This is a genomic window from Acidithiobacillus sp., from assembly GCF_049965315.1.
In the GTDB taxonomy this organism is placed as follows: domain Bacteria; phylum Pseudomonadota; class Gammaproteobacteria; order Acidithiobacillales; family Acidithiobacillaceae; genus Acidithiobacillus_B.
This window is the reverse complement of the sequence record NZ_JBMFWL010000002.1, coordinates 49541-72301: the sequence shown is the minus strand read 5'-3', so window position 1 is coordinate 72301 and position 22761 is coordinate 49541. Positions and strand designations below refer to the sequence as shown.

General features: G+C 67.1%; 17 protein-coding genes. 14 read left to right on the top strand and 3 right to left on the bottom strand.

Annotated elements, in window-relative coordinates; translation table 11 throughout:
• Nucleotides 1–217: 217 nt before the first annotated feature.
• Nucleotides 218–838: a hypothetical protein gene (locus ACP5MM_RS01110; RefSeq protein ID WP_427930687.1), complete on the top strand. Its 621-nt coding sequence runs from the start codon at nucleotides 218–220 to the stop codon at nucleotides 836–838.
• Here the strand turns inward: ACP5MM_RS01110 and recN are convergent.
• Nucleotides 835–2517: a DNA repair protein RecN gene (gene recN, locus ACP5MM_RS01105; protein ID WP_427930688.1), complete on the bottom strand. Its 1683-nt coding sequence runs from the start codon at nucleotides 2515–2517 to the stop codon at nucleotides 835–837. The genes ACP5MM_RS01110 and recN overlap by 4 nt on opposite strands.
• Nucleotides 2518–3411 carry an NAD(+)/NADH kinase gene (locus ACP5MM_RS01100; protein ID WP_427930689.1) on the bottom strand — a complete coding sequence of 298 codons (894 nt, stop codon included), beginning with the start codon at nucleotides 3409–3411 and terminating at the stop codon, nucleotides 2518–2520.
• A 153-nt stretch (nucleotides 3412–3564) separates the two neighbouring features.
• Between ACP5MM_RS01100 and ACP5MM_RS01095 the strand changes: the two genes are divergently transcribed.
• The 5 genes from ACP5MM_RS01095 (at nucleotide 3565) to ACP5MM_RS01075 (ending at nucleotide 9851) form a co-directional block, all read left to right on the top strand.
• Nucleotides 3565–4023, top strand: a complete 459-nt coding sequence (locus tag ACP5MM_RS01095; protein ID WP_427930690.1) for a hypothetical protein — start codon at nucleotides 3565–3567, stop codon at nucleotides 4021–4023.
• A 75-nt stretch (nucleotides 4024–4098) separates the two neighbouring features.
• A complete protein-coding gene (locus ACP5MM_RS01090) occupies nucleotides 4099–5220 on the top strand; it encodes an efflux RND transporter periplasmic adaptor subunit (RefSeq protein ID WP_427933967.1) in 1122 nt (373 codons plus the stop codon).
• On the top strand, nucleotides 5217–8303 hold the full coding sequence (locus ACP5MM_RS01085; RefSeq protein ID WP_427930693.1) for an efflux RND transporter permease subunit: 3087 nt from the start codon (nucleotides 5217–5219) through the stop codon (nucleotides 8301–8303). The genes ACP5MM_RS01090 and ACP5MM_RS01085 overlap by 4 nt, the downstream gene beginning before the upstream one ends.
• Nucleotides 8296–8601 carry a DUF3240 family protein gene (locus ACP5MM_RS01080; RefSeq protein WP_427930694.1) on the top strand — a complete coding sequence of 102 codons (306 nt, stop codon included), beginning with the start codon at nucleotides 8296–8298 and terminating at the stop codon, nucleotides 8599–8601. Before ACP5MM_RS01085 ends, ACP5MM_RS01080 begins: the two co-directional genes overlap by 8 nt.
• On the top strand, nucleotides 8598–9851 hold the full coding sequence (locus ACP5MM_RS01075; protein WP_427930695.1) for a TolC family protein: 1254 nt from the start codon (nucleotides 8598–8600) through the stop codon (nucleotides 9849–9851). Before ACP5MM_RS01080 ends, ACP5MM_RS01075 begins: the two co-directional genes overlap by 4 nt.
• Before the next feature lie 103 nt (nucleotides 9852–9954).
• Here ACP5MM_RS01075 and ACP5MM_RS01070 read toward each other — a convergent pair whose 3' ends face one another.
• Nucleotides 9955–11211: a carbohydrate porin gene (locus ACP5MM_RS01070; RefSeq protein WP_427930696.1), complete on the bottom strand. Its 1257-nt coding sequence runs from the start codon at nucleotides 11209–11211 to the stop codon at nucleotides 9955–9957.
• A 264-nt stretch (nucleotides 11212–11475) separates the two neighbouring features.
• Here ACP5MM_RS01070 and purH point away from each other — a divergent pair, with 264 nt between their 5' ends.
• The 8 genes from purH (at nucleotide 11476) to ACP5MM_RS01030 (ending at nucleotide 22722) form a co-directional block, all read left to right on the top strand.
• Entirely contained in the window at nucleotides 11476–13041 is a 1566-nt protein-coding gene (gene purH, locus ACP5MM_RS01065; protein ID WP_427930697.1) for a bifunctional phosphoribosylaminoimidazolecarboxamide formyltransferase/IMP cyclohydrolase, read from the top strand.
• A 10-nt stretch (nucleotides 13042–13051) separates the two neighbouring features.
• Nucleotides 13052–14317, top strand: coding sequence for a phosphoribosylamine--glycine ligase (gene purD, locus ACP5MM_RS01060; RefSeq protein ID WP_427930698.1), 1266 nt, complete (start codon nucleotides 13052–13054; stop codon nucleotides 14315–14317).
• A gap of 26 nt (nucleotides 14318–14343) precedes the next feature.
• Nucleotides 14344–14904, top strand: a complete 561-nt coding sequence (locus ACP5MM_RS01055) for an L-threonylcarbamoyladenylate synthase (RefSeq protein WP_427930699.1) — start codon at nucleotides 14344–14346, stop codon at nucleotides 14902–14904.
• An 18-nt stretch (nucleotides 14905–14922) separates the two neighbouring features.
• Nucleotides 14923–15810, top strand: coding sequence for an oxygen-dependent coproporphyrinogen oxidase (gene hemF, locus ACP5MM_RS01050; RefSeq protein ID WP_427930700.1), 888 nt, complete (start codon nucleotides 14923–14925; stop codon nucleotides 15808–15810).
• Complete coding sequence (locus ACP5MM_RS01045; RefSeq protein WP_427933966.1) at nucleotides 15807–16898, top strand: quinone-dependent dihydroorotate dehydrogenase; 1092 nt, start codon at nucleotides 15807–15809, stop codon at nucleotides 16896–16898. The genes hemF and ACP5MM_RS01045 overlap by 4 nt, the downstream gene beginning before the upstream one ends.
• Nucleotides 16899–17076: 178 nt before the next feature.
• A complete protein-coding gene (locus tag ACP5MM_RS01040) occupies nucleotides 17077–18420 on the top strand; it encodes a TolC family protein (protein ID WP_427930702.1) in 1344 nt (447 codons plus the stop codon).
• Nucleotides 18417–19427, top strand: a complete 1011-nt coding sequence (locus ACP5MM_RS01035) for an efflux RND transporter periplasmic adaptor subunit (RefSeq protein ID WP_427930703.1) — start codon at nucleotides 18417–18419, stop codon at nucleotides 19425–19427. Before ACP5MM_RS01040 ends, ACP5MM_RS01035 begins: the two co-directional genes overlap by 4 nt.
• Before the next feature lie 214 nt (nucleotides 19428–19641).
• Complete coding sequence (locus ACP5MM_RS01030) at nucleotides 19642–22722, top strand: efflux RND transporter permease subunit (protein WP_427933965.1); 3081 nt, start codon at nucleotides 19642–19644, stop codon at nucleotides 22720–22722.
• Nucleotides 22723–22761 lie beyond the last annotated feature (39 nt).

Genomic DNA, 22761 nt, shown 5'->3' with positions numbered 1-22761 from the left:
CCCACCGTACCATGGATTGCCAGGGCACAAGGGGGAAGGGCTGCGGGAAATCGGCTACAGGAAATGCCTCGGCACCGGCTGGATAAAGGAGTTGAGCGCCCCGCCGATAAAAATGAAAGTGGATGATAGTTAAAGCGATAAATCGGTTTAATGGCCATTGGCATGGTCATTGCATTAGAAAATTGGTAAATACTGATGTTACCAAGGAGTGCCTGCCATGCATATTGAACAACGGTCTTCCCCGGAGGTGACGCGCTGTCGGTATATTCTCTGGGATCCCGAAAGCCACGACTGCGCTTTGGTGGATACCTTTCCGGAAGATGTGGAAGCGGATCTGGACTGGGTGCTGGCACGGGATCCGGCGGCGCAGATCCGCCATATCCTGCATACCCGCCATCATGTCGCCTTGGCCACGGCGGCCGAGCGCCTATGCCTCTTGGCCCCGGAAGCGGGCGTCGTTGCACCATTTGCGGGCGTCACGGACCCGAGCGCCAGGACCTCGATTCCGGTGGGGCGGCAGAAACTCCAGGCGGTGCAGACCCATGCTGCGCCGCCCCGCATGGGTTTTTACTGGCCTGGTCATTTTCTTGCCGGCTTCGCTCTGGGTTTCGACGGACGTGGGCGGGCGCAGTGGCGGGGAGATGCGGGGGCTTGGGGCACCCTGGCGCAACTCCCGGCCCAGACCCGGATTTTTGCCGGGGAGCGGGGCGGGGAGGATCTTTCCCTGCGGGACTGGCAGGCGCAGATCGGTGCCCAGGTGGTTTCCCTGGCGGCCTGGCGGGGCGCGCGTTGGGGAGTTCAGGCGACCGCGCGGCCAAGACTGCGCCTGGGCACCTAGGGCATGGCTTCGGCGCGGGCGAGCATTTCCGCGGCGGCGTTCCTGACCTGGTCAGTGATGGTCACTCCGCCCAGCATCCGGGCGATTTCCGTCAGGCGCTCGGTCGCGCTGAGGGGGCGCACGCGGCTGTAGGTGGCGTCGCCGCGCACTTCCTTTTCCACCTGCAGGTGCTGGTGTCCCTGGGCGGCGACCTGGGGGAGATGGGTAACGCAGAGAACCTGCTGGCGGCCGCCGAGCTGGCGGAGCAGGCGGCCCACGGTCTCGGCGACGGCGCCGCCGATGCCCACGTCCACTTCGTCGAAGATCAGGGTGTCGATGCGTTCGGGGCTGGAGAGGATGACCTGCAGGGCGAGGCCGATGCGCGAGAGCTCGCCCCCGGAGGCTACCCTGGCCAGCGGCTGGGGAGGATGCCCGGGATTGGCGGCGATCCAGATCTCGGCGCTGTCCCAGCCCGTTTCCCGCCAGTGCCCTCCCTCCGCCGGGGTGCTCTCCAGGCGCAGTTCCACCTGGGCGTGGGCCATGCCGAGCTGTCGGACCTGGGCGGCGATGGCCTCGGCCAGAGCAGTGCTGTGGGCTTGCCGGGCCGCGCTCAGGGCCTCGGCCTGCCGGCGATAGGCGGCTGCGCGGGACTGGACGGCGGCGGCGGCGGCGTCCAGTTCGGTGCCGGCCGCGCTGAGGAGGGCGAGTTCGGCGCGCAGGGTGTCGCGGCGCTCCAGGAGGGCATCGGCGTCGCAATGGTGTTTGCGTTGCAGCCCTTGGAGGAGCACGAGGCGGTTGGCGACGGCTTCAAGGCGCAGGGGGTCGGCCTGGAGGCCGTCGACATAGTGACGCAGGGCGGCGGCGGCTTCTTCCACCTGGATCAAGGCGCTGCCGACCAGTTCTTCGGCAGGCGCCAGGCGCTGATCCCGTTGGCTGGCATTGGCCAGTTCCCGCTGGGCGCCGGCGAGTTGGGCGACCGCGGCGCCGTCGGCGTCATAAAGGGCTTCCAGGGCGGTGTTGACGTGCTGCTGCAGTTGCTCGACGGCACCCAGGAGGGCCTGTTCCCGGCGCAGGGATTCCCATTCCCCCCGCTGCAGATCGGCGTCTTCCAGTTCGTTGAATTGAAAGCGCAGCCAGTCTTCCTCTTCGCCCCGGCGGGTCTTGGCCGCCTGCAACGCATCCCAATGTTGCACGCTGCTCCGCCACTCCTGGTAGGCCTGGGCGATTTCCTGGCGGGGGCGGGCAAGCTGGGCAAAACGGTCGAGGAGGAAGAGCTGGCGTTCGGGGCGCAGCAGGCTCTGATGGGCGTGCTGGCCGAGGATATCCACGAGGAGTTCGCCCAGTTCGCGGAGGAGGCCGGTGGTAACGACCTGGCCGTTGATGAAGGCGCGGCTGCGGCCGTTGCGCTGGAGGATGCGGCGCAACAGGCAGGCATCATCCGCATCCAGTTCATGTTCCGCCAACCACGCGCGGGCCGGGTGGTCTTCGGAGAGGAGCAGCTCGGCGCTGAGGTCGGCCTGTTCGGCCCCGTGGCGAATCAGGTCGGTACTGCCCTTGTCGCCCAGCAGGAGGGCGATGGCGTCGACGAGAATGGATTTCCCGGCTCCGGTTTCACCGGTCAATACGGTGAGACCATGGCCAAACTCGACACTGAGCTGATCGATGAGGGTGAAATCGCGGATGTGCAGGGAAAGCAGCATTCAATCCTCGCCGGGGAGCGCGGCCCAGTGGAGTTTGCGCCGCAGGATTTGATAAAAATCCTCGTCTTCGGGGTGAATGAAGACCGCATCGCAGGTGCTGCGGCGGATCCGGATCGTGTCGCCCAGTTGCAGGGAAAAGGTGTCATGGCTGTCGAGGCTCAGGGCGGCGGGCTGCCGGCCGGCGATGAGCTCGATCTGCACGCTTACCTGGTCGGCGATGGTCAGGGGCCGGGCGTTGAGGGTGTGGGGGCAGATGGGCACCAGGACCATGGCCGGGAGCCGGGGGCTGACGATGGGCCCGCCGGCGGACAGGGCATAGGCGGTGGAGCCGGTGGGGGTGGCCACAATGAGCCCGTCGGCGCGTTGGGTATAGATGAACTGGCCGTCAATGTGGACCTGCAGTTCGATCATGGTCTCGCAGCAGCCCTTGTGCACCAGGACTTCGTTGATGGCGATACCGTTCTGGAGACACTGCCCCCCACGCCAGAGCTGGGCCTGGAGGACGCTGCGCGCATCATTTTGGTAATGGCCGGCGAGGATGGGCGGCAAGGTCTTTTCGATGTCGTGGATGGAGATGTCGGCAAGAAAGCCCAGCCGCCCCTGATTGACCCCGAGGATGGGCACGCCGCTGCCCGCAGCCTGGCGGGCGGTGCCGAGAATGGTGCCGTCACCACCCAGGGCGATGATGAGGTCACCGTCGGGCGAGAGGGCGTCGAAGGCCCCCTGGGGCAACTCCATGTCGCTTTCGAGCTGGGCCGCGCTCTGACACTCGATGATGGTGGCGACGCCCAGGCTGGCGAGGAGGGCGCGCAAGCGCCGCAACCCCGGCAGGACGGAAGGGTCGCGATATTTGCCCACAAGGACGACGCGCTGAAAGGCTTTTTCCATCGCCATAGCGTACATGGGGCGCGCAAGGGCGCCAAGGGGGAATAATGCTTTTTGCCAGGGGGCGGAGGCATGCTCCCATGGGTCTATAATCATTATAAAGATAGCTATGATCCACTTTATCGGGTTATGATCCAGCGAAGTTGATGAGGGTCGCGTAAGGTGATGCAACGGATTGTGCCGCTGATGTTGCGCTGTCTATTGGTCCTGCTGGTTTTCCTGCAGGCGGTGGCGCCTTTCGTGCATGCCCATACGGGGTTTACCCCGGCGGGCAGCGGTCTGCATCTGCATTTCTATGAAAACGCTTCCGATGAGCTCCCCATGGCTGACGGCAATGCCGTGGGGGATGCCGATCCCGCCCCTGTCCTTCCGCCGGCTACGGACATGCAGGCCTGGTTCGGGGATGGCGGTTTCCATGGGGTCGATACCCTCGCCATTGGCAGCTTTGTCAAGGAGCGCGCCGCTCCTTCGGCGCTGCTGGCCGGCGTGTTCCTCTTTCTGCTGATCCTGAAGCTCCTGGCCAGGGATCGGCCAGCGCCTATCCTTCCCTCCAGCGTCCCCCTCCCGGATTTTTGGCGTAACGGTCCTATCCTTACGCGCGCCCCGCCAGCCTTCCCCTAACCTTCCTTTTGCCGGTGGATGTAATGGCATTGCCCCAGGGCGGTGCCGGGAATGTTTGGTTATGGAGAGAGCGCCATGGCGGCAAGGCTTTTGCGGGTTTTGGGCGGTGTTTTATGGGGATGCGCGAGCTTTTGGCTCGGTGCAGCTCAGGCCGGGGTGCAGGCCAAAGGGCAGGAAATCGCACTGCAAGCCGGGCAGGTGCAGGCCCTCGGGGTGCGGTTGATGGCCTTGCAGGAGGGGGCGCAGGCCTTGGCGGTGAGCTATCCTGCCCAGGTGCTGGTACCGCCCCAGCAGGAACTGGTGTTGACGGCACCGGTAACGGGTCTGGTGACGCAGGTCCTGGTGCAGAGCGGACAGCGGGTGCGGGCCGGTGCGCCGTTGTTGCGGCTGCAGAGCCCGGACTTGGGGCAGATGCAGATGCAATACCTGCAGGCGGCCAGCCGCGCCCGACTGGCCGACGAAACAGCGCGGCGGGAAGTGGCGCTCTTCGGCGAAGGGATCATCCCGGCGCGGCGGGTGGCGGAGGCGCGTGCCGCCCGGGAGGAGGCCGCTGCGGCCCTGGTCCAGACCGCATCGGCCTTGCGCCTGGCAGGGATCGGCAGGGCTGAACTGCGGGAAGTGGAGCGCACTGGGCGATTGCAGGATGGCGTCACCCTGCGCGCTACCCGGACGGGGGTAGTGCTGGCGCTGGAGGCCCGGATCGGTCAGCGGGTGGCCCCCGCCGATCCCCTGCTGCGTCTGGCGGATCTCCGTCGTCTGTGGCTGGGCATCGAGGTTCCCCTGGAGGTTTCCGCCCACTGGCAGCCGGGGGCGGAGGTAACGGTGCAGGGCCAGGCCCTCAAGGCGCGCATCCTGCGGATGGCGCCCCAGGGGAACATGGCCAGCCAGTCGGTGCTGGTGACGGCGGAGCTGCCCGCGGATGCGCCCCTGCGTCCGGGCGCCTTTGTCCAGGTAGCCTTGCCCGGGGCGGAGCAGAAGGGCTGGAACCTGCCCCTGGCCGCGGTGATACGGGAGGGCAGCGCGGCCTATGTCTTTGTCCGCAACGCCCAGGGTTTTGCCGTGCGGCCGGTACACATTATCGCCGCTTCCGCTCAGGAGGTGCGCGTGCAAGGGGATCTGCGCGCCGGCGATCAGGTGGCGGTGGCCGGCGTGGTGGCGCTGAAGGGCGCCTGGCAAGAAAGTCGCGGGGGTAAATGATGCTCTCCCGTCTGATTCAATTCGCCCTCGCCCAGCGTTTGCTGATCCTCCTGGCCTTGCTGGTCCTGGTGGCGACGGGCTGGCGGGCCTTCCAAAACCTGCCCATTGACGCCTATCCCGATGTCTCCACCACCCAGGTCAAGTTGATCCTGAAGGCGCCGGGGCTGACGCCGGAGGAGGTGGAGAACCGCATTACCCAGCCCATCGAGACGGAGATGCTGGGCCTGCCGCGGCAAAGCATGCTGCGCTCCGTAAGCAAATACGGGCTGGCGGACATCACCGTGGACTTTGCCGAGGGCACGGACATCTACTGGGCGCGGCAGCAGGTGGCCGAGCGCCTCTCGGGCATTCTCGGCAGCCTGCCGGCGGGGACGACGGGTGGGCTGGCGCCCATCACCACCCCCCTGGGGGAGATGTTCATGTTCACCGTGGAGGGGGGTGGGCTTTCCCTCATGGAGCGGCGCAGCCTCCTCGACTGGGTGATTCGCCCGGCCCTGCGCACGGTGCCGGGGGTGGCGGACGTGAATGTCCTCGGCGGTGAACTGAAAAGTTTTGAGGTGGTGCCCGATCTGACCCGCATGGCGGCGACGGGGATTTCCATGGACGCGCTGATGACGGCCCTGGCCATCAACAACCGCAACGATGGCGCCGGCCGCCTGGAGGAAGGCGGCGAGGTCCTGCTGGTGCGGGCGGAGGGGCGCGTCCGCGACCTCGCCGATCTGGCCGCGATCGTGGTGGCCAATCGCGAGGGTGTGCCGGTGCGGGTGGGGGACATTGCCAAACTACGCATCGGCGCCATCACGCGCCTGGGGGCGGTCACGGAGAACGGCCGCGGCGAGACGGTGGAGGGTCTGGTGCTGGGTCTGCGCGGGGCCAACGCCCGCCAGGTGGTGGAGGGCGTGGAGGCCCGTCTGGCGGAACTGCGGCCGACCCTGCCCAAGGGCGTGCGGATCCGGGCCTTCTACAATCGGGCGGATCTGGTCAACAAGGCTGTGCATACGGTGAGCAAGGCCCTGAGCGAAGCGGTGGTGCTGGTACTCCTCCTGTTGCTCGTTTTCCTGGGGAACCTGCGGGCGGCCCTGAGCGCCGCTCTGATCCTGCCGCTGGCCGCCTTGATGACCTTTTTGCTCATGCAGTATTTCGGGCTCTCGGCCAATCTCATGAGCCTGGGCGGGCTGGCCATTGCCATCGGCATGCTCGTGGATGCCGCAGTGGTGGTGGTGGAGAATATCGTCCAGCATCTGGCCCACGATCCCTATGCGGGCAGGCTGCCGCGTCTGCACCTCATCTATCGGGCGGTGCGCGAGGTGGCGACCCCCATCAGCGTCGGCGTGCTCATCATCATTACCGTCTTTTTGCCCTTGCTGACCCTGCAGGGCCTGGAGGGCAAGCTCTTCATCCCGGTGGCGCTGACCATCATCTTTGCCCTGGCGGCCTCCCTGCTGCTGTCGCTCACGGCCATTCCCGTGCTCAGCGCGTATCTGCTGAAAAAAGTGAAACATGAAGATCCCTGGTTGTTGCGTCATGTGGATGCCCTGTATCAGCGTCTGCTGAATGCTGCCCTGGGCCGACCCGCATGGGTGGTGTTTCCGGCGATGTTGCTCCTGCTGGCGGCGGTCTTTGCGTATGCCCAGGTGGGCAAGAGCTTCATGCCGCAGATGGACGAGGGGACGGTGGTCATTGGCCTGGAGACCCTGCCTTCCATCAGCCTGGCCGCCAATGAAACGCTCAATCTGCGCATCCAGCGGGCGATCCTGGCGCAGGTGCCGGAGGTGGAGCGCATCGTGGCGCGCACCGGCGCCGACGAGATCGGCCTGGATCCCATGGGCCTCAACGAGACGGATACCTTTCTGGTCTTGCGGCCCCGGGAGCGCTGGCGGATGCGCGACAAGGCGGCGCTCATGGACGCCCTGCGCAAGGTCCTGGGGGAGTTCCCCGGCGTGCAGTTCAGCTTTACCCAACCCATCGAGATGCGTGTCGCGGAGATGCTTTCGGGGGTGCGGGGGGATGTGGCGGTAAAAATCTTCGGGCCGGACCTGACCACCCTGGAGCGGCTTTCCGGACAGGTGGAAACGGTGTTGAAAGGCATTTCCGGGGCCAAGGATGTCTATACGGCCCGCAATGAGGGGGTGCAATACGAGGAGGTGGTCATTGACCGCCTGGCGGCGGGTCGCTTCGGCCTGTCCGGCGACGCCATCGAGGACGCCCTGCGCGCTTACGTGCAGGGCCGCGTGGCGGGGGTGGTGATGGAGGGGGTGCGGCGCACGCCCTTGCAGGTCCGGGGGCCCGAGGACTTGCGCGCCTCCCCGGCGGATTTTTCCCGTCTGCGCCTGGTCCTGCCCGACGGACAGGCCATCGCCCTGGCCGCGGTCGCCCATTTGCGGCGGGCCGACGGACCGGTGAAGGTGGAGCGGGAGATGGGCAGCCGCTACCGGGTGGTCATGACCCAGGTGAAAGGCCGGGATCTGGTGGGCTTTGTGGACGAGGCCAAACAGCGGATCGCGCAGCAGGTGCCTTTGCCCACCGGCTATCGCCTGACCTTCGGCGGGCAGTTCGAAAACCAGCAGCGCGCGGCAAAACGCCTCGCGGTGGTGGTGCCGGTGGCGCTGGGGATCATTTTCTTTCTCCTCTACCTCACCTTCCGCTCGCTGCGCCAGGCGCTGCTCATCATGAGCAATATTCCCTTTGCGCTGGTGGGCGGGATTTTTGCGCTGTGGCTGACGGGCGAATATCTCTCGGTGCCCGCCTCGGTGGGCTTCATCGCCCTGTTGGGCATAGCGGTCCTCAATGGAGTGGTTATGGTCAGTTATTTCAATCAGTTGCATGCACAGGGACTAGCCCTTGCCGAAGTGGTCCGGCAGGGTGCGCGACGGCGTCTGCGGCCGGTGCTGATGACCGCTTCCATTACCGCCTTTGGCCTCATTCCGCTGCTCTTTGCCGCAGGCCCCGGGGCGGAGATCCAGCGGCCCCTGGCCATTGTCGTCATCGGCGGTCTGCTCACGGCGACCAGCCTCACCTTGCTCATTCTGCCCATCCTGTATCAGCGCTTTGCCTTTGGCAAAGGGGAGAGTCTCCATGTCTGAGGAACCTTGTTTGTTGACGCTCCTGCTTCCGGAGTCCCTGGGAGAGGAAGTATTGGACATTTTACTGCTGACGGAGGGCGTGCAGCGCTTTACCAGCACCGCCTTGTTTGCCCATGGCGTGGGGCTGGATCGCCTGGACGATCGGGAACAGGTGCTGGGGCGGGCGCGGCGGGTGCAGGTGCAGGCCCTCCTCAGTGCAGCGGTGGGCCAGGAGATTCTGGGCCGGCTGCGCGCGCGCTTTGCGGGGGCGGGTTTGCACTACTGGATACAGGCATTGCCTGCAGCGGGGGAAATATGAGAAAGCGCATGCTTGCCGTGCTGTTGCTGCTGCTGGCTGCCCCGCCAGAGGCCCCGGCGGTGGCCTTTTCCCCTCCGGACCTGCCGGCGGCGGAACAGGTGCAGCAGGCCTTGACGCAGAGCCCCCTATGGGCGGCGGCGCGGGACCAGCAGGGGGTGGCACGCTACGAGGCGGAGGAATTGGCCAGCGGCCCTTACGAGTTTTCCGTGCAGGTCCAGGGGCAATCCCGCTGGGTCCGCGGCATGGGCGATTACGGCGAATGGTGGACGACCCTGCAACGCCCTGTGCGCCTGCCGGGCAAGGCGGCGCTGGATCGGCAGATCGGTGCCGCGGGGGAGGGCGTGGCCCGCGCCGGTCTTGCCGAGGCGCGCCTAAGTCTGGCCCACGAGTTGCTGGGAAGCTGGCTGGACTGGCTGGGTAGCGTGGAGCGGGAGCGCCTGCTGGTGGAGCAGCAGCGTCTGGCCGGGGAGAACCTGGCGGCGGTGCAGAAACGGCTCCAGGCGGGGGATGCGGCGCCCATGGATGTGCAGGCGGCCGAGGCCGACATGGAGGAGGTCATGCGCAGCGTTGCGGAAGCGCGGACCCGTAAAGACATGGCCTTGGCGGTCCTGAATGGACGCTTTCCCGCCGTGGGGACGCAATCGCCGCCGCCCCTCGGTGATCCCCAGCCTCCCACAGGCGCGCTAGGGGACTTGCGTCGGGCGGTGTTGACGGACAACCCGCGCCTGCAGGTGCTGGAAAGGGCGGTGGCCAGGGCGCGGGCGACGGCGGCGCGGGCGCGGGCGGAACGCTGGCCGGATCCAACCCTGGCCGTCTTTGTGGCCTCCGAACGCGGTGGTGACGAAAGGATTTGGGGTGGCATGATCACCATGCCCATCCCCGGCCCCCGGCGTGGCCAGGAGCAGGCGCGCACCCAGGCGCTGCTGCGGGTGGCGGAAGATCGCCTGGCCGCAGGGCGGCAGATGCTGAGGGCCCAGGTGGCCGGTCAGATAGCTGCGCTGGAGGGAAACCACGCCGCTTTTTTGGCCGCGCAGCGGGCTGCGGCCGCCATGGCCGGCCAAGCGCAGATGATGCAGCGCGCCTATGCCCTGGGAGAGGCGGACTTGCAGCGGCTCCTGCTGGCGCGCCGCCAGGCGGGGGTGGCGGCGGTGGCGGCCTTGGAGGCACGGTTGGCGGCCCTGCAGGCCACTTATGGCTTCTTGCTCGACGCCCGTGTTTTGTGGAATGAAGAGGTGGCGCCGGCGAGTTAGTGGATGCCAACGGTCGTTTTCATGGGAAACAATGATCCTGCCGTCTCCGCCAGATCCTGCGCTTCATGGCGCCTAAGTATGCCGTAGCGCATGATCGTCAGATTCAAAAGAATTCGATGTGCAGACGCAGGATGCCCACCGTGGCATTGGGTTCAATGCCGCCGGGATGGGTGATGTACTGGATATCCGGCTGCAGGGTGAGATGGGGGCCGAGTTTGGCGGCATAGGTGATCTCATAGGCGGTTTCGGCGGCATGTACCGCGCCCGCTGCCACCCCCAAGCCCGCGGCCACGGCGCTGCTGCGCAGCCAGGCCCGGGCCATGCCCACGGAGAGGCTGTCGTCGGGGCGGCCCGGGAAGGGATGGCCCAGGCGCAGGCCCAGGCCCAGGTACCAGGGGACGGGGTTGAAGTCCTGGGGAGCGCCGCCCATCTGCACGAAGGCGCCCAGGTCGCGGCCCCCGGAGAGTTCCCAATTGCCCTCCGCCACGGCATAGACGCCCGCGGTGGAGGGGGAGAGGCCGGGGAGGTCCGGGTGCGGCTGTTCGTAGCGCCAGACCCCGACTTTCAAGACATATTTGCCGTAATCATCGGCATCGTTATCGAGATCGTCGTCACCCTTCTCGCCCCAGTGTATGCCGCCCTCCCAGAGGGCCATGTAGCCTCGCTCAAAGGCGGATCCGCGATGTTGCGGGTCGCCTTGGAAAACCCCCGCCTTGCCGCTCCATACGGCGCCGTGAGCGCCGATCATGGCCCCCAGGCCGGAGTAGGGGAAGGTGGCGGTGCCCGGGACATTGGCGGTCAGGGTGGGATTGATCCCGAAGGAGGAATTGACCAGTTGCAGGGCATTGCCGGTGACATCGAAGTAATAATTGATGTCGGTGATGCCGATGCGGGCGTTGAGCCAATGGGTGAATCTTTGCCGGTAGGCGGCGTCGTAGATGCGCAGCGCCGACGGCGCCCAGATGTTGCTGGCCGTCTGGAGGTCGCCGCTGTAGTCGGGCTGCACCCCGCCGCTGTAGATGCCCATGACCGAGAAGGTGAGTTTCCCGCCTCGCCAAAGCCCTGCCTTCCGGGTGTCGTATTCTAAACCGAACTGGCCGACGAGGTTGGGTTCGCTGCCGCGCCGAACGCCCCCCGAATAATTGGAAAAGATTTCCGAATCGACGTGGCCCGCCCAGGACAGGCCATCGACGATGCGGCTGTAGGCCGGTAAATACTGCGCGGAAAGGGCGTTGATGTTGGGGATGGGCCCATTGCCGTCGGCGGCGGGATCCGCCTCGGCCATGACGGGGTGGGCAAGGCTCAGATCGCTGCAGGCGAAGAGGATGGCCGTAGCGAGGGGGCGAAGGTAGGAGCGCATGGGCAATTTCATCTATCAGATAATAATAATTGCTATTATCATATTTGTGCATTCACTGATCAAGGCACGGCAGTTCCCTGGACGGGATGCTTTCCCGCAATGCATCAAGGCATTACCGCCGTATGCCTGGCCTAGGAAATATATGCAACAAAGTTGCGTTAATCAATAGGCAATTTTTACCGGCGCCCCGCCCCTGTCGACCCGCCCTTGCCGTCTTTTGGGACGGGGGCGTAAACTCGGCCTTTTCCATGGGGGTGGCAGTACATGGGCGAGATACGCAGGGTGCTCATCAGCGTCTCCGACAAGCACGGAATCGTGGATTTTGCGCGCCGTTTGGCAGACTTCGGGATAGAGATCCTGTCCACGGGAGGCACGGCGGCGGCGTTGCGGGCGGCGGGTCTGAAGGTGCAGGAAGTGGGGGATTACACGGGCTTTCCGGAGCTGCTGGAAGGCCGTCTCAAGACCCTGCATCCCAAGATCCACGGCGGTCTGCTGGGCAAGCGGGGAGAGCCCGGGCATCTGCGGCAGATGGCCGAACACGATATCCCGCCCATCGACCTCCTCTGCGTCAATCTCTATCCCTTTGCGCAGACCGTAGCGCGGCCCGGATGCAGCCTGGCTGAGGCCATGGAGAACATCGACATCGGCGGCCCGACCATGTTGCGGGCGGCGGCCAAGAACTGGGAAGGGGTGACTGTCCTGGTGGACCCGGACGACTACGCCCTCGTGCTGCGAGAGATGGAGCAGAGCGGCGGCGGGGTCGGGGCGGCTACCCGCTTTGCCCTGGCGCGCAAGGTCTTTGCCCATACGGCGCAATATGACGGCGCCATCGCCAACTATCTCTCCAGCTTGCGGCCCGATGGGACGCGAGAGACATTTCCCGATACCCTGAACCTGCATTTCAGCAAGGTACAGGATCTGCGTTATGGCGAGAATCCACATCAGCAGGCGGCCTTTTACGGCGATGGCAGCGATACCGGCATTGCCATGGCCCGGCAGTTGCAGGGCAAGGAGCTGTCCTACAACAACATTGCCGACAGCGATGCGGCCGTGAATCTGGTGCGGGAGTTTGCCGAGCCCGCCTGTGCCATCGTCAAACACGGCAATCCCTGTGGGGTGGCCGTGGCGATGGATCTGCTCGGGGCCTATCAGCGGGCGCTGGCCGGCGATCCGGTCTCGGCCTTTGGCGGGATCATCGCCTGCAACCGGCCCCTGGATGGGCAGACGGCGCAACTGGTGGCGGAGCAGTTTGCCGAGGTGGTGCTGGCGCCGGAGATCCTGCCCGAGGCGCAGGCCATCCTGGCCCGCAAGAAAAATCTGCGGGTGCTGGCCTTTGGGGCGGACAACGACTGGCGCGGCGCGGGCTGGGATTTCAAGCGCGTGCGCGGCGGGTTGCTGGTCCAGGATTTTGATCAGGGCGATCTCGATGAGAGCGCCTGGCGGGTGGTCAGCGAACGGGCCCCGACGGCCCTGGAACATCGCGATCTGGCCTTTGCCTGGCGGGTGGCCAAGCATGTGCGTTCCAACGCCATCGTCTATGTGCGCGAGGGACAGAGCATGGGCATCGGCGCCGGACAGATGAGCCGGGTGGATGCGGCCAAATGCGGTGCGGCCAAGGCCCTGGAACTGGGCTTCGATCTGCACGGGGCGGCACTGGCCTCCGATGCCTTTTTCCCCTTCCGCGACGGCGTGGATGCGGCGGCGGCGGCAGGGGTGAAGGCCATCATCCAGCCCGGCGGCTCCATCCGCGACGAGGAGGTGATCGCCAGCGCCAACGAGCATGGCATTGCCATGATCTTCACCAGCATGCGCCATTTCCGCCATGGTTGAGGAGGGGCGGATGGGTGCCAGGGTGCTGGTCCTGGGCAGTGGTGGGCGGGAGCACGCCATCGCCTGGAAGCTCGCCCGGTCGCCAATGGTGGAGCGGGTCTATTGCGCGCCCGGCAATCCGGGGACGGCGACCGAAGCTGGGGTGGAGAATCTCGCCCTTGCCGCGACCGATGCCGAGGGCCTGACGGCGGCGGCCTTCGCGCTGGGCGTGGAGCTGGTGGTCATCGGCCCCGAAGCGCCCCTGGTGGCGGGGGTGGGGGATCGCTTGCGCCGGGCTGGTTTGCTGGTCTTCGGCCCCGACGCGGCAGCGGCGCAACTGGAAGGGAGCAAGGTCTTTGCCAAGGCATTCCTGCAGCGCCACCGTATCCCGACGGCCGGCTATCAGCGCTTTACCGAACTGGCGGAGGCCGAGCCGTATATCCGTCGGCACGCCCTGCCGGTGGTGGTCAAGGCCGATGGTCTGGCGGCGGGCAAGGGGGTGGTGGTGGCCATGAGCCATGATCAGGCCCAGGCGGCGGCGGCGCAGTTCCTGGCCTGGGGTCCCATCGTGGTGGAGGAATTCCTTCACGGCGAAGAGGCGAGCTTCATCGCCGTGGTGGTGGACGGCCAGGTCCTGCCGCTGGCCGGTTCCCAGGACCACAAGCGGCTCCTGGACGGCGATCTGGGCCCCAACACCGGCGGCATGGGCGCCTATTCGCCGGCGCCGGTCCTCGATGCCGCCATGGGCGAGCGGGTCCTGCGCGAGGTGATGCGGCCGGCGGCGCGGGGCCTGCTTGCGGATGGCCTGCCCTATCGCGGCTTTCTCTACGCCGGGATCATGGTCACCGCTCAGGGACCCAAGGTGCTGGAGTTCAATTGCCGACTGGGCGACCCCGAGACCCAGCCCCTGCTGATGCGCCTGCGTTCGGACCTCTTTGCCCTGTTGCGCCGGGCGGCGGCGGGCGATGCCCTGCCTCCCGCCCTCGATTGGGATCCGCGCCCGGCGCTCTGCGTGGTGCTGGCGGCGGCGGGCTATCCCGATGCCCCGCGCAACGGCGACGCGATCCTCGGCTTGTCTGCGGCCGACGAGCCCGATGTCAAGATCTTCCAGGCGGGCACGGCGGCTCGGGACGGCGCTGTCGTCACCGCCGGCGGCCGGGTTCTGGGGGTGACCGCCCTGGGCGCGAGCCTGGCCGAAGCGGCGGCGCGGGCCTACGCTAGGGCGGGGACCCTTCGCTGGCCGGGGATGCAGTACCGCCACGACATCGGCCATCGCGCCCTGCAGCGCGGGAGATGAAGCGCAAAACGGCAGCCGGATCCACGATGAAAGGCCCTTCGCAGCGCAGCTTGCGGCGTGCGGTGGCGGCCCTGCGCCGGGGCGCGGTCATCGCCTACCCTACGGAGGGGGTATGGGGCCTGGGCTGCGACCCGCGCAATCGGCGCGCCGTGAAACGGCTCCTGGCCTTGAAGGGACGTCCCCAAAAGAAGGGGCTGCTCCTGGTGGCCGGTCAGTTTTCCCAGGCCGAGGCCTATTGCGCGGCCTGGCGGGGGCCGGAGCTCCAGGAGCGCATGGCCGCCCTCTGGCCGGGAACGACCCTGGTCCTGCCCGCTGCGCGCCGCGCTCCGGCCTGGTTGCGGGGGCGGCATCCGGGGGTGGCCGTGCGGGTGAGCCGGCATCCCGGCGTCGTCGCCCTCTGCCGCGCCTTCCACGGCGCCGTCATCTCCACCAGCGCCAATCCCGCCGGCAAGGCACCGGTTCGCTCCCGGCGGCAACTGCATCGCTATTTCGGGCTGGGGCTGGTGGTGTTGCCCGGGCAACTGGGGGGAGCACCGGGCCCGAGCCGCATCGTGGATGCCCGCAGCGGGCGGGTCCTGCGGCCTTGAATCGGGAGGAGAGAAGCCATGCGGCCTCGGCTTGACGAGATGGAAGGATTCCTGCTTGGGTTGCAGGAGCGGATTTGCGCGGCGCTCGAAGGGGCCGACGGCGGCGTGCGTTTCCGCGAGGATCTCTGGGAACGCCCGGCGGGAGGCGGAGGACGGACGCGGGTGATCGGCGACGGGGCCCTGTTCGAGAAGGGCGGGGTGAATTTTTCGCGGGTGAGCGGCGGGCAGCTACCGCCTTCGGCCACGGCCCAGCGTCCGGAACTGGCGGGTCAGCCCTTTACGGCCCTGGGGGTGTCCCTGGTGTTGCACCCGCGCAATCCCTATGTCCCCATCGTGCATATGAACTACCGCTTCTTCTCGGCGGGCGATCTGTGGTGGTTCGGCGGCGGCGCCGACCTTACGCCGATTTATGGCTTTGAAGAGGACGCGCGGCATTTCCATGCCACCCTGAAAGGGGTCTGCGACCGCTACGATACGGCCTTTTATCCGCGCTTCAAGGCCTGGTGCGATGCGTATTTCTTCATCAAGCACCGCGGCGAGATGCGCGGGGTGGGTGGTATCTTCTTTGACGACCTGAGTGGCGACGGCGGGAAATTGCAGGCCTTTTGGGAGGCGGCGGCGGAAAGCTTCCTGCCTTCCTACCTGCCTATCGTCGAGCGCCGCCGCCATCTGTCCTACGGCGCGCGGGAGCGGCATTTCCAGGGCTTGCGGCGCGGGCGCTATGTGGAGTTCAACCTGGTCTATGATCGCGGCACCCTCTTCGGCCTGCAGTCGGGGGGGCGCACCGAAAGCATCCTCATGTCGCTGCCGCCCTTGGCCGAGTGGCTGTATGACTGGCAGGGCGAGCCCGGCAGCCCGGAGGCCGAGCTGCGCGAGCGCTTCCTGACCCCCAGGGATTGGCTATGATCTACAAGATGCTGCGCCGTGGACTTTTTTTGCTGGACCCGGAGACGGCCCACCATTGGACCATTGCCGGCCTCGGAGCCCTGGGGCACATGCCGGCCACCCGCGCCCGTTTGGCGGCGCGCTATACCCTGGAAGATCCGCGCCTGGCGCAGGAGATCTGGGGGCTGCGTTTCGCCAACCCCCTGGGCCTCGCCGCGGGTTTCGACAAAAATGCCGAGGCGCTGCCGGCCTTGCCGGCCTTGGGCTTTGGTTTTGTGGAGATCGGCACGGTGACGCCGCGCCCCCAGCCCGGCAATCCGCGCCCGCGGATCTTTCGCTTTCCCGAGCGGGAGGCGGTCATCAACCGCATGGGCTTCCCGGGGCAGGGGATGGCGGCGGTGGCCGCCCGCCTCGCCGCCCTCGGCGCGCACCCCGTACCCATCGGCATCAACCTGGGCAAGAACAAGGATACGCCGGCGGGGCAGGCCGCCGCCGATTATGTGGCCGTGGTGGAGGGCCTGCAGCCCTGGGCCGATTATTTCGCCATCAACGTGAGTTCCCCCAATACGCCGGGCCTGCGGGACTTGCAGGCGCTGGACGCCCTGCAACCCCTGCTGGCTGCCGTACAGGCGGCCAATCTGCGGGTGGCTAGGGAGGCGGGACGGCGCTGTCCGCCGGTACTTCTCAAGATTGCTCCGGATCTCGCCGATGCCGACCTCATGGCCATCGCCGGCCTGGCGAACGGAGAACAGCCGCTGGTGGACGGTTTCATCGCCACCAATACCACCATTTCCCGGGAGGATTTCCTGGAGGGGGCGGGGATCAGCGGCGGCCTCTCGGGCCCGCCCTTGCGCGGGCGGGCTACCGCCGTGATTCGCCTCCTCCATCAGGCGACGGCGGGGAAGGTGCCCATCATCGGGGTGGGCGGCGTTTTTTCCGCCGCTGATGCCTGGGAGAAGATCAGCGCCGGCGCGAGCCTCCTGGAGCTGTATACGGCGTTGATTTTTCGCGGTCCGGGCGTAGTCGACGCCATCCTCAAGGGCCTCCTGGCGCGCATGGAAGAGGCCGGCATCGCCAACCTGGCCGCTTTGCGCGGCAAAAATTCCTGATGCCTTTCCCGGGTCCAGGCGGCCTTGCGGCGCTTATGGATGGGGCTTGATCAGATCGCCCCGTCAGGGGGGAATGGCTTGGGCAGCCGCCCCGGGGTGCCGGGCCCTTAAGGTTATGTTAATATTTTCATTGCAATATAAACTGCCGCGTGGCGCCGATGCGAGGAAAGAAGGGGAGATGACGCATCCACAGCACAAGGCACGGCAGGATACGGCGGCAGGGAAGAGGACGTGGCGCTGTCTGCGTGTCTGTTTGCTGGGCGGTGCCCTGTTGTTGCCATCTCCTCCCGTCCTGGCGGCGGATCTCACCCTTGGGGATGCCCTGCAGCGGGCCTTGGCCAACCAGGCCCTGGTGCAGCAGGCGGAGCGCGTGGTGGCGGAGAAGGCGGCCCTGCACCGGGCCGCCCATGCCGACCTGCTGCCCAGCCTGTCTCTGGCCGCAGGCAGCATCTGGACGCAGAGCCGTAACGGCCAGCCCCTCTTCGTGGCCGCCAACAGCCCCCGAGAGGTCATCGGTCAGATTCAGCTCAACATTCCCCTCTATGCGCCCCAGGCCTATGCCTTGCAGGCCCTGGCCCACAATCAACTGGCCGTGGCCCGCTACCAGGCGCGTCAGGCGCGCCTGCTGGTGGCGGCGCAGGTCACGGCGGCCTACTATCGACTGGCCTTGTGGGAAAACGAGAGATCCGTCTGGCGCGAGGCCCTGGGTGCGGCCCGGGAACTCCTCAGCGCCACCCAAAAAAGTTATCAGGCCGGAACCCGCTCCCGTCTGGACCTGACCCAGGCCCGCCTGACCCTGGCCGGCGTCCAGGCCGGACTGGACCAGGCTACCCCGGAGGCCGCGGCAGCCCGCCGCGTTCTGGCCCTGCAGACGGATTACCCCCCTAGCGAACTGCCGGCGTTGCTGCCCATCAGCCCGCCGGCGGAAGGCTTGCCCGAGGAAACCGCGTTGACCACTCAGGCGGCCCAGGCGCAGCCCCTCCTGCAGGTGGCGGAAGGGGAGATTCAAGCCGCCCGCACCCTGCTGCGCTATCATCAGGCCGCCCGGTTGCCTGTCGTCGGGGTGATGGGCGCCTATGGCGTGGATACGGCGACGGTACCGCAGTCCCGCGACTTGGGCTGGCAAGGGGCCTTGACCCTGCAGATGCCCATCTTCGGCTTTGGCCGCAATCGGGACCGCATCGCCGCCGCCCAGGAGCACCTGGCGGCCATGGAGGCGGGTAAGCGGGCGTTGCTCCTGCAGGTCCAAAGCCGCATTGCCGCCGATTACGGGGCGGCCCAGGCCGCCGACAACGCCCTGCGCAATGACCGGACCATGGCGCAAGAGGCCCAGGCGGTATATGAAATGACCCGCAAGGGGTATCTCGCCGGGGCGCTCAGTGCCCTGGCCTTGCAGCAGGCCGAAAACAACTGGGTGCAGGCACGGCTCAAGCTGGCGGGTGCGGCTATCCGGGCCCGCCTGGCGCGGGCGCAACTGGCCCTGGACAGCGGGGTTTTGCCGAAATCCGAGGAGCAGTCATGAACAAGGCGTTTCCCAGGCCCGCGCTGGTGCCGGTCCTTCTCTTCCTGTGCGCCTGCCTGTGCAGCGCGGCCCCTGCCTTTGCCCTGCCGGTACAGGTGGTGGCGGTGCAATCGACCCCTTGGACTCGGGAGGTCCGCGTGCTGGGAACGGTGGAGAGCATCGGCGACGTGACCCTGGCTGCTCCGGTGACGGGCCGGGTCCTGGGGCCTTTCCTTCCGTCCGGCAATGTGGCGGCGGGCGCCGTAGTGGCGCGTATCGCCCCTCCTGGCCTCCAGGCCGGCATCCTCGCCGCCCAGGCCCGGGTGGCCTATGCCCGTACCCAATGGGAGCGGACCCAAAAGCTCTTTCGGGATGGGGTGATGGCACAGCAGGACGTGGACCGGGCCGGTCTGGCGCTGGCCGAGGCGCGGTCAGCCCTGCGGGCGCTGGAGGCCCAGTCCGGCGACCAAGTGCTGACGGCGCCCTTCGCGGGCACCTTGCGCTACCTGGTGCCCCCCGGCGCGGTGGTCAATGTCGGCAGTCCCGTCGCCCGCCTGGCCGGACGCGGCGAGCCCTGGGCGCGGGCCTATGTGACGCCTGCCCAGACCCAGGGGTTGCGGGTGGGGGCAAGGGTGGTGATCACGGCGCAAGGCTGGCATGGACAAGGAAAGCTTCGCTCCATCGGGCAAAGTGCCCGTCACCTCGGTCTGGTTTCCATCTACATCACCCTGCCCCCTGACAGTCCCCTCCTGCCCGGGGAATGGCTGCAACTCCTGCTGCCAGCGGCGGGGGGTACTGCCTTCCAGGTGCCCACTGCGGCGGTGGTCATGCGCGGTGCCCGCAGCGAAGTCTTTGTGATCCGCGGAGGGCAGGCGGTGGCGGTGCCGATAGCGGTGGTGGCGAGCCGGGGTGGCGATACCTGGGTGCAGGGGGCGCTCCGGGCTGGTGAAATGGTGGTGGTCACCGGCAGCAGCCGGATGGCCTCGGGTACGCCCGTGGAAACGACGTCCATGGAAACGCGCCCATGAACCGAAAAACGGCCCTTGGCGGAGGAGTTTGTTGCTCCGGCGGCCCTTGCCCGTTGTTCTACGGCTCATCCCGCTGGCGCTTGGAAACTCGCCCTGCGGGCTCAAACAGTTGGCCTGCGGGGCGCGAGTTTTCGCCAAGAACAGCGACGGCGCGGGCCGAAGTCGCGGCAAAACTCCTCCGCCAAGGGCCGAATCCAAGGAGGAAGGACCTGCAATGAAACGCTATCTCACCTTTCTCTGGGAGAATCGTTTCTCCGTGATCCTGACCGGCCTGCTCGTCCTGGGGGCCGGGTGGTTCGCGTTGCGGGCCATGCCCGAGAGCGTCTTTCCCAACGTGGATTTCCCCAAGGTCGCGGTTTTGGTCAATGCCGGCAACCTGCCGGTCAAGTTCATGGAGATCGAGGTGACGCGGCCCCTGGAGGAGGCCGCCAAGGGAGAGCCAGGGGTGCGCCTGGTGCGCTCCCAGACCGGCAATGGTCTGACCAAGCTGCACGTCTACTTCGACCCCAATGTGAACCCGGAAACGGCCTACCTCATGCTCCAGGCCCGTCTCGCCCACATCCCCCTGCCGCCGGGCGCCCGGATGAGCGTTCGCCTCATGGCGCCCAACATCTATCCCTTTGCCGAATACGCCCTGGTCTCCGACCGGATGGACAGCTCGGCCATGATGCCCACCTTCGCCTTCCAGATCCGCCCGGCCCTTCTTTCCCTGCCCGGCGTCTATCAGGTGAATGAAACCGGCCGGGGCTGGCCGGAGGTGCACATCGCCCTGGACCCCCTGCGTCTGGCGCAGTACCACCTGGATGCCCAACAGGTGGTGGGTGCCCTGCGCGCCGCCCAGGGACCATTTTTCTCCGGGGTGCTGGACGTCTTTCATCAGCAATTCATCGTCGCCACCACCCCGCGGCCCGTCGATACGGCCCGCTTGGCCGAGCTGACCCTGCCCCTGGGGCCGGCCAACGCCCAGGGCGAGCGCACGCCCCTGCCGCTGGGGGCCTTGGGGGAGGTGAGCATCGGCCCGCCTCCCTTGCTGCGGGATGCGGCGGTGTCTGGCTACCAACACGCCATGGTGATCGACGTGATGGCCCAGGCCGGCGCCAACGAGGTGGCGGTGGCCGGTGCCGTGCATAGCCGCATCGCGGAATTGCAGGCCCATCTGCCGGCCGGCGTCAAACTGGTCCCCATCTATGACCTGAGCCATCTCATCAGCACCAGCCTCAGGGATGTCTGGATCGCCCTGGGACTGGGCAGCCTCATCGCCTGGCTGGTGGTGCTCGCCTTTCTCGGCCGTCTGGACGGCGCCCTGGCTGTCCTGGTGGTGGTGCCCTTGTCCATAGCCGCCACCTTTCTCATCCTGCACACCCTGGGCTATAGCCTCAACATCATGACCCTGGGCGGCCTGACGGCGGCCATCGGCGCCCTGGTTGACCATGCCATCGTGGTGGTGGAGCGCGGGCTCCATGGCCTGCACGGCGACATCGAAGCCCGACGGCGGATGGCCCTGCGCCGGGCCGGCGAGATCCTGCCCCTCATGACGCTGGCCACACTGACCTCCTGCCTCATCTTCCTGCCGCTGGTCTTCCTCTCGGGCACGCTGGGCCTGTTGTTCCGCCACATGGCCCTGGCCATCGTCATCGCCCTGGTCACCTCTCAAGTAATGGCGCTCTTCGTCACGCCGGTGCTGGCAATCTGGCTGGCCGGACGGCAACGCCGGACCCGCCGCATCCGCGGAGAGAAATGGCTCCGCGATCATTACAGCCGGTCCTTGCTCTACGGCATGCGCCGACCGTGGCTGGCCCTGCCCGTCATCGTGGTGCTGGGCGCCGTGGGGTGGTTCGCCGTGAGCATCCTGCCTACCGCCTTTCTGCCGCGTTGGGACGAAGGCATCATCTCCGTGCCCTTCCGCACCCCCGTCGGCAGCAGCGTGACGGAAACCACCCGCGTCGGCCGCGACCTCATGCGCGTGGCCCTGGCCAACCCCAACGTCGAGCGGGTATCCCTGATGGTGGGCCGGGGCCTGCTCAATCCCTACTCCACCCCCAATAAGGGGGCCATCTCCGTCGTCCTCAAAGAAAACCGCAAGGAAAGCACCGAGGCCGTCATGGGCGTCCTGCTCCGGGAATTCCGGCAGACGGCGCCCAATCTGCTGGCCGTGCAGACCACCCAGGTGATGGTCAACCGCCTGGGCGATCTTTCCGGCGCCCATGCCCCCCTGGAGGTCTTCCTCTTTGGCTCCGACTCCACCATGCTCCGCGAGGAGGGGGGACGGCTGGCCGCCGCCCTGCGCCAGAGCCATGCCTTCCGGGCCGTAGTCTTCAAATCGCCTTCCGCCGGTCCCGAGGTCGAAGTCACCCCCTCGCCCCTGGCGGCGATCTACGGCATCACCCCGCCGGTGCTCGCCGATCAGATCAAGGCGCGCTTCTGGGGCCGGCAGGCCGGCTTTCTGCTCCATGGCGAGCAGATCCTGCCCATCCGCGTCAGCCTTGCCGGGCAAGCCGTTACCCCTGCCGGCATGGAAACGCTGCCCATCCGCCTGCCCGACGGAACCTATAGTCCCTTGTCGAGCATCGCCCATGTCCACGTGCAAGGGGCGGTGCCCTACGTGACCCACCAGAATCTCGTCCCCTATGCCTATGTCTGGCTGCAGCCGAAGGCGGATGAAGGCCTCGCCGCCGCCGCCCAGCAGGCCCGCAGCGTAGTCGCGGCCATGCACTTCCCGCCCAATGTCACCACCGTGCTGGGCGGCTATTATCGGCAGCAGGCGCAGAGCTTCCAGCAGATGGCCCTGATCCTCGCCGGCGCCCTGGCCCTGCTGCTGGTGCTCCTCGGCTTCCAGTTCACCAGCCAGCGGGCGGCTGCGTCCGCCCTGATCGCCATCGCCCTGGCCGCGCCGGGGGCCCTCCTGGCCCTGCTGCTCCTGGGCATCGACCTGGACAGCACCGCCTTCCTGGGGGTCTTGCTGGTCTTCGCCATCGCCGTCAACAACGTCATCCTCATCTTCGCCCGGGCCCGCCAGCTCGGCGGCGCCCGCCCGCGCCCGGCCATGGTCGCCCTGGCCGCCCGCAGCCGTCTGCGCCCCATCCTCATGACCATGCTCGCCGACGTTTTGGGTTTCCTGCCCCTGATCGTCGGGGTAGGGCGGGGCACGGACCTCCTCAAGCCCCTGGCCGTGGCCGTCATGGGCGGTCTGCTGCTCTCGGTGTTCATGTCCCTGTGGCTGGCGCCGGTGATCTATAGTGCGTGGGCGGGAAAGAAGGCGGTAGAGGGAGAGGCCGTCCCGGTCCCCGACGCCTGATCGCTTGCTGGGGGGGCTTCCCGCCAGGGCGGAGCTTGG

Excerpts from the sequence above, each read along its gene's own strand:
- ACP5MM_RS01110 (WP_427930687.1), top strand. The coding sequence starts at position 218 with ATGCATATTGAACAACGGTCTTCCCCGGAGGTGACGCGCTGTCGGTAT.
- recN (WP_427930688.1), bottom strand. The coding sequence starts at position 2,517 with ATGCTGCTTTCCCTGCACATCCGCGATTTCACCCTCATCGATCAGCTC.
- ACP5MM_RS01100 (WP_427930689.1), bottom strand. The coding sequence starts at position 3,411 with ATGGCGATGGAAAAAGCCTTTCAGCGCGTCGTCCTTGTGGGCAAATAT.
- ACP5MM_RS01090 (WP_427933967.1), top strand. The coding sequence starts at position 4,099 with ATGGCGGCAAGGCTTTTGCGGGTTTTGGGCGGTGTTTTATGGGGATGC.
- ACP5MM_RS01085 (WP_427930693.1), top strand. The coding sequence starts at position 5,217 with ATGATGCTCTCCCGTCTGATTCAATTCGCCCTCGCCCAGCGTTTGCTG.
- ACP5MM_RS01080 (WP_427930694.1), top strand. The coding sequence starts at position 8,296 with ATGTCTGAGGAACCTTGTTTGTTGACGCTCCTGCTTCCGGAGTCCCTG.
- ACP5MM_RS01075 (WP_427930695.1), top strand. The coding sequence starts at position 8,598 with ATGAGAAAGCGCATGCTTGCCGTGCTGTTGCTGCTGCTGGCTGCCCCG.
- ACP5MM_RS01070 (WP_427930696.1), bottom strand. The coding sequence starts at position 11,211 with ATGCGCTCCTACCTTCGCCCCCTCGCTACGGCCATCCTCTTCGCCTGC.
- purH (WP_427930697.1), top strand. The coding sequence starts at position 11,476 with ATGGGCGAGATACGCAGGGTGCTCATCAGCGTCTCCGACAAGCACGGA.
- purD (WP_427930698.1), top strand. The coding sequence starts at position 13,052 with ATGGGTGCCAGGGTGCTGGTCCTGGGCAGTGGTGGGCGGGAGCACGCC.
- ACP5MM_RS01055 (WP_427930699.1), top strand. The coding sequence starts at position 14,344 with ATGAAAGGCCCTTCGCAGCGCAGCTTGCGGCGTGCGGTGGCGGCCCTG.
- hemF (WP_427930700.1), top strand. The coding sequence starts at position 14,923 with ATGCGGCCTCGGCTTGACGAGATGGAAGGATTCCTGCTTGGGTTGCAG.
- ACP5MM_RS01045 (WP_427933966.1), top strand. The coding sequence starts at position 15,807 with ATGATCTACAAGATGCTGCGCCGTGGACTTTTTTTGCTGGACCCGGAG.
- ACP5MM_RS01040 (WP_427930702.1), top strand. The coding sequence starts at position 17,077 with ATGACGCATCCACAGCACAAGGCACGGCAGGATACGGCGGCAGGGAAG.
- ACP5MM_RS01035 (WP_427930703.1), top strand. The coding sequence starts at position 18,417 with ATGAACAAGGCGTTTCCCAGGCCCGCGCTGGTGCCGGTCCTTCTCTTC.
- ACP5MM_RS01030 (WP_427933965.1), top strand. The coding sequence starts at position 19,642 with ATGAAACGCTATCTCACCTTTCTCTGGGAGAATCGTTTCTCCGTGATC.